Below are 6,000 nucleotides of genomic sequence, written 5' to 3' on the forward strand. Positions count from 1 at the left end.
GTGCCTCTTATTTTTATTTATAAACCTAATAATAACTATAGCTGTATAAGATGCGAGTGATTGCTGTGTGAAATTTAATCAAGTTGTGACTTTGATATGGCGCACATATTAAGTATACTGTGCTTATATACAGTTACTTTAATGCGCAGTAATCGTGAATGTCTAGTGACAAAGTTAGAAAAATCATACATGTAGATATGGATTGCTTTTATGCAGCAGTGGAAATGCGTGACAATCCGTCATATAGGAATCGTCCGCTAGCTGTCGGTGGTCACGAGAAGCAACGTGGTGTGATTAGCACTTGTAATTATGAAGCGAGAAAATTTGGTGTACGCAGTGCTATAGCAACCTCAAAAGCGCTTCAGTTGTGCCCCAGGTTACTTGTTGTTCCAGGTCGGATGGATGTGTATAAACAAATATCTCAAAAGATCAGAGCAATTTTTACTCGTTACACAGATTTAATCGAGCCGCTATCTCTCGATGAAGCCTATTTAGATGTGACTAACTGTACCCAGTTCAAAGGGTCGGCGACGTTGATTGCTGAAGCAATTCGTAATGATATTTGGCAAGAGCTCAACCTTACTGCGTCAGCAGGTATTGCTCCGGTAAAGTTCCTCGCCAAGGTTGCTTCTGATATGAACAAGCCTAACGGGCAATATGTCATACCTCCCGAGCGAGTTCAGCAAGAAGTCGATAAATTGCCACTAGAGAAAATACCGGGTGTGGGTAAAGTCAGTTTAGAAAAACTTCATCAAGCCGGTTATTTTGTTTGTGCAGATATTAAGAATAGTGATTATCGAGAGCTATTGCGTCAATTTGGCCGTTTAGGTGCGTCGCTGTGGAATAAAAGTCATGGCGAGGATAACCGTGAAGTGGTTGTCGAACGAGAGCGCAAGTCAGTTGGGGTTGAACGAACCTTTAATCAAAATATCTCAACCTATGATGAATGCTGGCAGGTAATTGAAGAGATGCTGTTTCCTGAACTAGAGAAACGCTTAGAGAAAGCCTCACCAGAAAAGGCCATTATTAAGCAAGGGATTAAGCTCAAATTTGCCGATTTTCAACTCACGACCATTGAGCATATTCATTCGCAACTTGAGCTCGATTATTTTAAGCAGTTGCTCAGAGATATCCTAAAACGGCAGAATGGACGCGAAATTCGCTTGTTAGGCTTAAACGTCATGCTTAAGCCTGAAGAGCAAGTCAAACAATTGAGCTTTTTTTAAGCCTAGCGATTCAACTCAATCCATTGGCGAACTTGGGCAAAAGGTGTTGCTTCGAGTTTGCCAAAACCAGATAGAGAGCGAGCCTTAAGTTTAGTGAATTTTGGGGTGGTGATGCCACATAGAAACTTAGCTTGCAGTGCGACAGAGAGTTGATGTCCTGCTTTATCACTCAGCTCATTTAACCATTGTTCTAATGGATAGTCAGACAGTGGAGTGGTATTACTGCGCGGTAAAGTGGCCACTTGATCTCGACAGACACTACAATGACCACACTGCTTAGGCGCTTGATGATCACCAAAATAATTTGCTAATTCATAGCTTAGGCACTGAGATGACTCGAAGAAACTCAGTAGGTTATGAATTCGAGCGATGTCGCTAGTTTCTTTATCTGAGAATAGCTGCCATAAGTCATGATTCAACTTATCGATTGGTTGGCTTGGTGTGTTCACTTGATAGACTTCCGTCATCAATTTGCTTTCTAACTCAATCCAACCTTTTTCGTTAAAGTAGTCGAGTGCTGCCACTGCACGCTGTCTTTCACCTTTGAAGTGTGTCCACAGAGTGTCAAAATCGACCTGGCACCATACTTTGGCCTGACTTGAACAGTCAAATAGCGCTTGGACAAAAGTGCGCCTTGCCGGATCAAACTGGTTGATGATGAAGTGCTTATCTTGAATAAATTTAAAGCGATAGTCGGCAAAATAGCTGTATTTTGCCTGAATTAGCCCGGCCATCTCCATATACACGAGCAGTGTTTTTAAGGGCAACTGACGCACATTACTTTCGGTCGCAAGACGTGAAAGCACCACTTCCCATTGTGGGGAGTGAGTAAGCGCTTGATCAAGTACCACTTGAATATCATTTGGTTCGGGGGTGTCACCATAGATAAAGTTTTCTAAGGTACTAATGCCACTTTGATTAGCCAACAGTATGCACTGAGAGGGGTGGCCATCTCTGCCTGCTCGGCCAATTTCTTGCGCGTAATTCTCAATCGATTTAGGTAGGTCAAAGTGAATAACACGACGGATATCTGATTTATCTACCCCCATACCAAAAGCGATGGTCGCAACAATGCAGTCGACTTCTCCTGACATAAATTGGTTTTGGATTTTTTCACGATCCTCACTGGCAAGCCCTGCATGATACGCCAAAGCATTATTGCCACATTTGCGCAAGATAGACGCGACAGTTTCTGCGGTATTTTGCAGTGTTACGTAGACGACGGTTGGCGCTTTAGGATCTGGGCGCAGCAGCTCTAATAGCGCGTCACTTTTGTCTTCGTCTTCACATGGGGAGATCGTGATATCTAAGTTAGAGCGATAAAAGCCGGTAATAATGATGTCATTTGGCGCAATCGAAAATTTGCGCTGCATATCTTCGATTACCGATTGAGTTGCCGTGGCAGTAAGCAGCAAGGCTTGCGGAATGTTAAGCTCCTGCAAGTACTGGGGTAGCTTTAGATAGTCAGGGCGAAAGTTGTGCCCCCACTCTGAGATACAGTGCGCTTCATCGACAACGAGCAAAGATAGCGGGATCTGGCTAATGAACTGGCGAAAGCGTTCGTTCTTGAGCCTCTCGACTGAGATCATTAAGATCTTGAGCTCTCCTTGGCGAATCTGATTCATTACTTGTTGGATCTCTTCGCGGCTAAGGCTTGAATCAATCGAGGCGGCAGCGATTCCTTTGCTGTGTAAGAATGCGAGCTGATCCTTCATTAGCGCTAATAGCGGCGATACAACAATAGTCAAATGGGGCAAGCACAATGCAGGTAGCTGATAACAGAGAGATTTACCTGAACCTGTCGGAAAAATAGCAGCGCAAGAACGATTCTCTAACACGGTATTGATAACATGTTGCTGGCCTTCTCTTAGTTGGTCAAAGCCGAAGGTCGATTTCAATATCGTTTGTACGTTGTCTGAGGATTGTGGAGTGTTCATATCTGCCTTTTTGCTATTCTTGCCATCTCTAGCAAGGTATTCTAAAGATAATCCGAACATTGGAACACGATTTTAGTATGAATAAGTTGGAACTGCGCCAAACTATTTTGTCGCTTTTACAGCATAAGCACGCTGTAGCGGTAAGTTCGGCTCAACGAGCTATTGAATCTGCGACCGATGAAGAGACGGTCCCGGAGCATAAATATGACACCCTAGCACTAGAAGCGTCTTATTTGGCGCACGGGCAAGCGATGCGGGTTCAAGAGTGTGAGCAAGAGATACAGATGATGTCAGACTTGGTGTTACCTGAGTCTCCAACCAAGGTAGGGTTAGGCTGCGTCGTTGAACTCATTGATGCTGATGACCTGACAAAGTGGTTTTTTATCGCTCCATGCTCAGGTGGACTTAGAGTGGACATCGCGCAGCAGAGCATCATGCTGGTCACGTTTGATTCGCCACTTGGTAAGGCATTAAAAGCCAAACAAACCGGTGATGAGGTAGAATACCAAATTGGTCAAACTAGCCATTGCTATGAAATTGAAGCGATCCACTAACGGAATCGTTTCTGATAAGGTGTCATGATTGAATTGAGTGGAATGACAATGAAGAAGATATTACTCACATTACCTATCTTACTATCGAGCCAAGTATATGCTGCTCAATGTAAGGTTGATCTGAAGAATGAAATCCACCTTGATGGTCAGCGCATTGAGATTCTTCATACCAATGGTGATAGTGCGATTGTCGATAGTGATAACAATCTAATGATCCACGGTGAACGCATTGAACTAGACAGTGATCAACAGCAAGCGATCGAAGCCTATCGCAAAAGCTTGAATGATTACCTGCCTAGAGCGAAGAAAATGGCTCAAGACGGCTTGGCCTTAGCTAACGACATCATTGATGATGTGGCGGATAGCTTTGATAACCCGGGTGCCTTTGATAATGTAAAACAGTCGATGCAGCAGTTCTATGCCGATATTGAAGCACGCTACTACAAAGATGGTGATTTAATTTTGCCGGCAGACAGCTTTAGCTCGTTTGGTGATACTTGGACGGAAGACTTTGAGAAAGCCAAGGCACTGTTCAATGACGAGTTTATTACTAGTGCATTCAATGCCATGTCAGAGAAAATGAAGAAAGAGGGCGGCCTAAATTTAACAGAAATGGCGTCATCAATGACCGAGCTTAAAGAGCGAATTGCGGCGCGTTTAAAAGAGCGTTCCGTTGAAGTTCAAGAGCAAAGTGAAGCCTTCTGTGATTCTCTTGACCAGATGGCTGAGCAAGAGCAAGATCTGCATAAGAAGATTCCTGAGTTGAAGGATTACCAAATATTTACCATCTAAACTTCGATCTTGTTGTGAAATTGCAGTCTAGACTTAAAGAGCACCTGTAGGGTGTAATGCCGATCAGTTAAGAAAAATTTTTGAGATCATTTGACCGATCCTCAAAAGGCTTCAAAATCCGATATTAGGAAACTAATATCGGATTTTTCATGTCTTTAGAAAGCCAACTTGCGAATACTTTTCGCTCATGCAATACCTTCCATCACTTTGACAAATACTCTGAGATCCTTAGTCCAGAGCTTATCCAGCAAGGTTTTGAAAAAGCTGGTGTAGCAACAGTGAGAAGAAGACGCTTACCCTTGGAAGCAGTACTTTGGTCCGTTGTAGGAATGAGTCTTTTTCGGCAACAATCTGTTTGGGATATCGCTAACCAACTTGATATTGTCCTACCAGACAAACAGCGCTTTGTTGCGCCAAGTGCTGTTGTCCAAGCGAGGCAGAGATTAGGCGAAGAAGGTGTTAAACAAGTCTTTAAGACGATGGCGGCTCAGAGTTATCAATCTTCTAAGTTTGAAACTTGGTGTGGACTCAATCTTCTATCTGTCGATGGTGTCGTTTGGAGAACGGCAGATACACCTGAAAATCATCAAGAGTTTAAAGCACAGCGTAATCAGTCATCTGAAAATATTTACCCTAAGATACGCATGGTTTGCTTGATGGAGCTTACAAGTCATCAGCTCATCGATAGTGCATTCTCTGACTATCGAACCAACGAAATGCGGCTTGCAGAAGAACTCATAGAACAAACGCCAGACCATTCTCTGACTATTTTTGACAAAGGATATTACTCTCTGGGACTGCTTAACCGATGGAACAAAGTCGGCCAAGAGAGGCATTGGATGCTCCCTGTGAGAAAAGACTTCCAGTATGAAGTCGTTCATAGGTACAGCAAGAGTGATGCAATCGTTGCGATTAAAACAACACCTCAGGCAAGAAAGAAGTTTAGTGAACTTCCTGATGTAGTTGAAGCAAGGTTAGTCTCAAAAATCATTAAAGGTAAGGAGTATCAGGTGCTTACATCAATGCGTGATGGGTTACGTTTTCCTGGCGAAGAAATCGTAGAGCTCTATCGTTATCGCTGGGAAATCGAATTAGGCTATCGGGAAATGAAGCAGACCTTACTTGACAGTGAGTATACATTGCGAAGCAAGCGTCCAGATATGGTTAAGCAGGAGCTCTGGGGTATTTTACTCGCCTATAACCTTATCAGGCAGGTTATGACAAAAGCGGCAAGTAGGTTAGATAGCGTCTGGCCAAATCAACTGAGCTTTACGAGTAGCGCTATGGCTGTGACGCAATACTTTGCAGCGTTGCCTTTAACAAGCCCAGGAAAGCTCCCTAAACACTATGAGGTATTACTAGAGCATGTATCCATGTTTATCTTACCGCCTCGAAGAGAAGATAGAAGTTATCCTCGATGGGTGAAGTTGAAACCCAAGAAGTACGCAACAAATAGAAAAAATGCCAGTCAGCTTAACTGACTGGCATTAC

General features: G+C 43.4%; 5 protein-coding genes. 4 read left to right on the plus strand and 1 reads right to left on the minus strand.

The window, feature by feature from the left end; genetic code table 11:
• Positions 1–158 precede the first annotated feature (158 nt).
• Positions 159–1,226 (plus strand): DNA polymerase IV, encoded by a 1,068-nt coding sequence (dinB, locus tag ACU01J_RS15270; RefSeq protein ID WP_481086484.1) that lies wholly within the window; start codon positions 159–161, stop codon positions 1,224–1,226.
• Positions 1,227–1,228: 2 nt separating this feature from the next.
• On the opposite strand, the gene ACU01J_RS15275 is transcribed toward dinB, so the two are convergent.
• A complete protein-coding gene (locus ACU01J_RS15275; protein ID WP_481086485.1) occupies positions 1,229–3,163 on the minus strand; it encodes a RecQ family ATP-dependent DNA helicase in 1,935 nt (644 codons plus the stop codon).
• A gap of 77 nt (positions 3,164–3,240) precedes the next feature.
• Here ACU01J_RS15275 and ACU01J_RS15280 point away from each other — a divergent pair, with 77 nt between their 5' ends.
• The 3 genes from ACU01J_RS15280 (at position 3,241) to ACU01J_RS15290 (ending at position 5,990) form a co-directional block, all read left to right on the plus strand.
• On the plus strand, positions 3,241–3,717 hold the full coding sequence (locus ACU01J_RS15280; RefSeq protein WP_481086486.1) for a GreA/GreB family elongation factor: 477 nt from the start codon (positions 3,241–3,243) through the stop codon (positions 3,715–3,717).
• Between the two features lie 48 nt (positions 3,718–3,765).
• A complete protein-coding gene (locus ACU01J_RS15285; RefSeq protein WP_481086487.1) occupies positions 3,766–4,509 on the plus strand; it encodes a YggN family protein in 744 nt (247 codons plus the stop codon).
• 149 nt (positions 4,510–4,658) lie between these two features.
• Positions 4,659–5,990, plus strand: a complete 1,332-nt coding sequence (locus ACU01J_RS15290; RefSeq protein WP_481084253.1) for an IS4 family transposase — start codon at positions 4,659–4,661, stop codon at positions 5,988–5,990.
• Positions 5,991–6,000: the final 10 nt, after the last annotated feature.

The sequence above is a fragment of the Vibrio sp. 2433-A1 genome, assembly GCF_056726085.1.

Excerpts from the sequence above, each read along its gene's own strand:
- ACU01J_RS15285 (WP_481086487.1), top strand. The coding sequence starts at position 3,766 with ATGAAGAAGATATTACTCACATTACCTATCTTACTATCGAGCCAAGTA.
- ACU01J_RS15275 (WP_481086485.1), bottom strand. The coding sequence starts at position 3,163 with ATGAACACTCCACAATCCTCAGACAACGTACAAACGATATTGAAATCG.
- ACU01J_RS15290 (WP_481084253.1), top strand. The coding sequence starts at position 4,659 with ATGTCTTTAGAAAGCCAACTTGCGAATACTTTTCGCTCATGCAATACC.
- dinB (WP_481086484.1), top strand. The coding sequence starts at position 159 with ATGTCTAGTGACAAAGTTAGAAAAATCATACATGTAGATATGGATTGC.
- ACU01J_RS15280 (WP_481086486.1), top strand. The coding sequence starts at position 3,241 with ATGAATAAGTTGGAACTGCGCCAAACTATTTTGTCGCTTTTACAGCAT.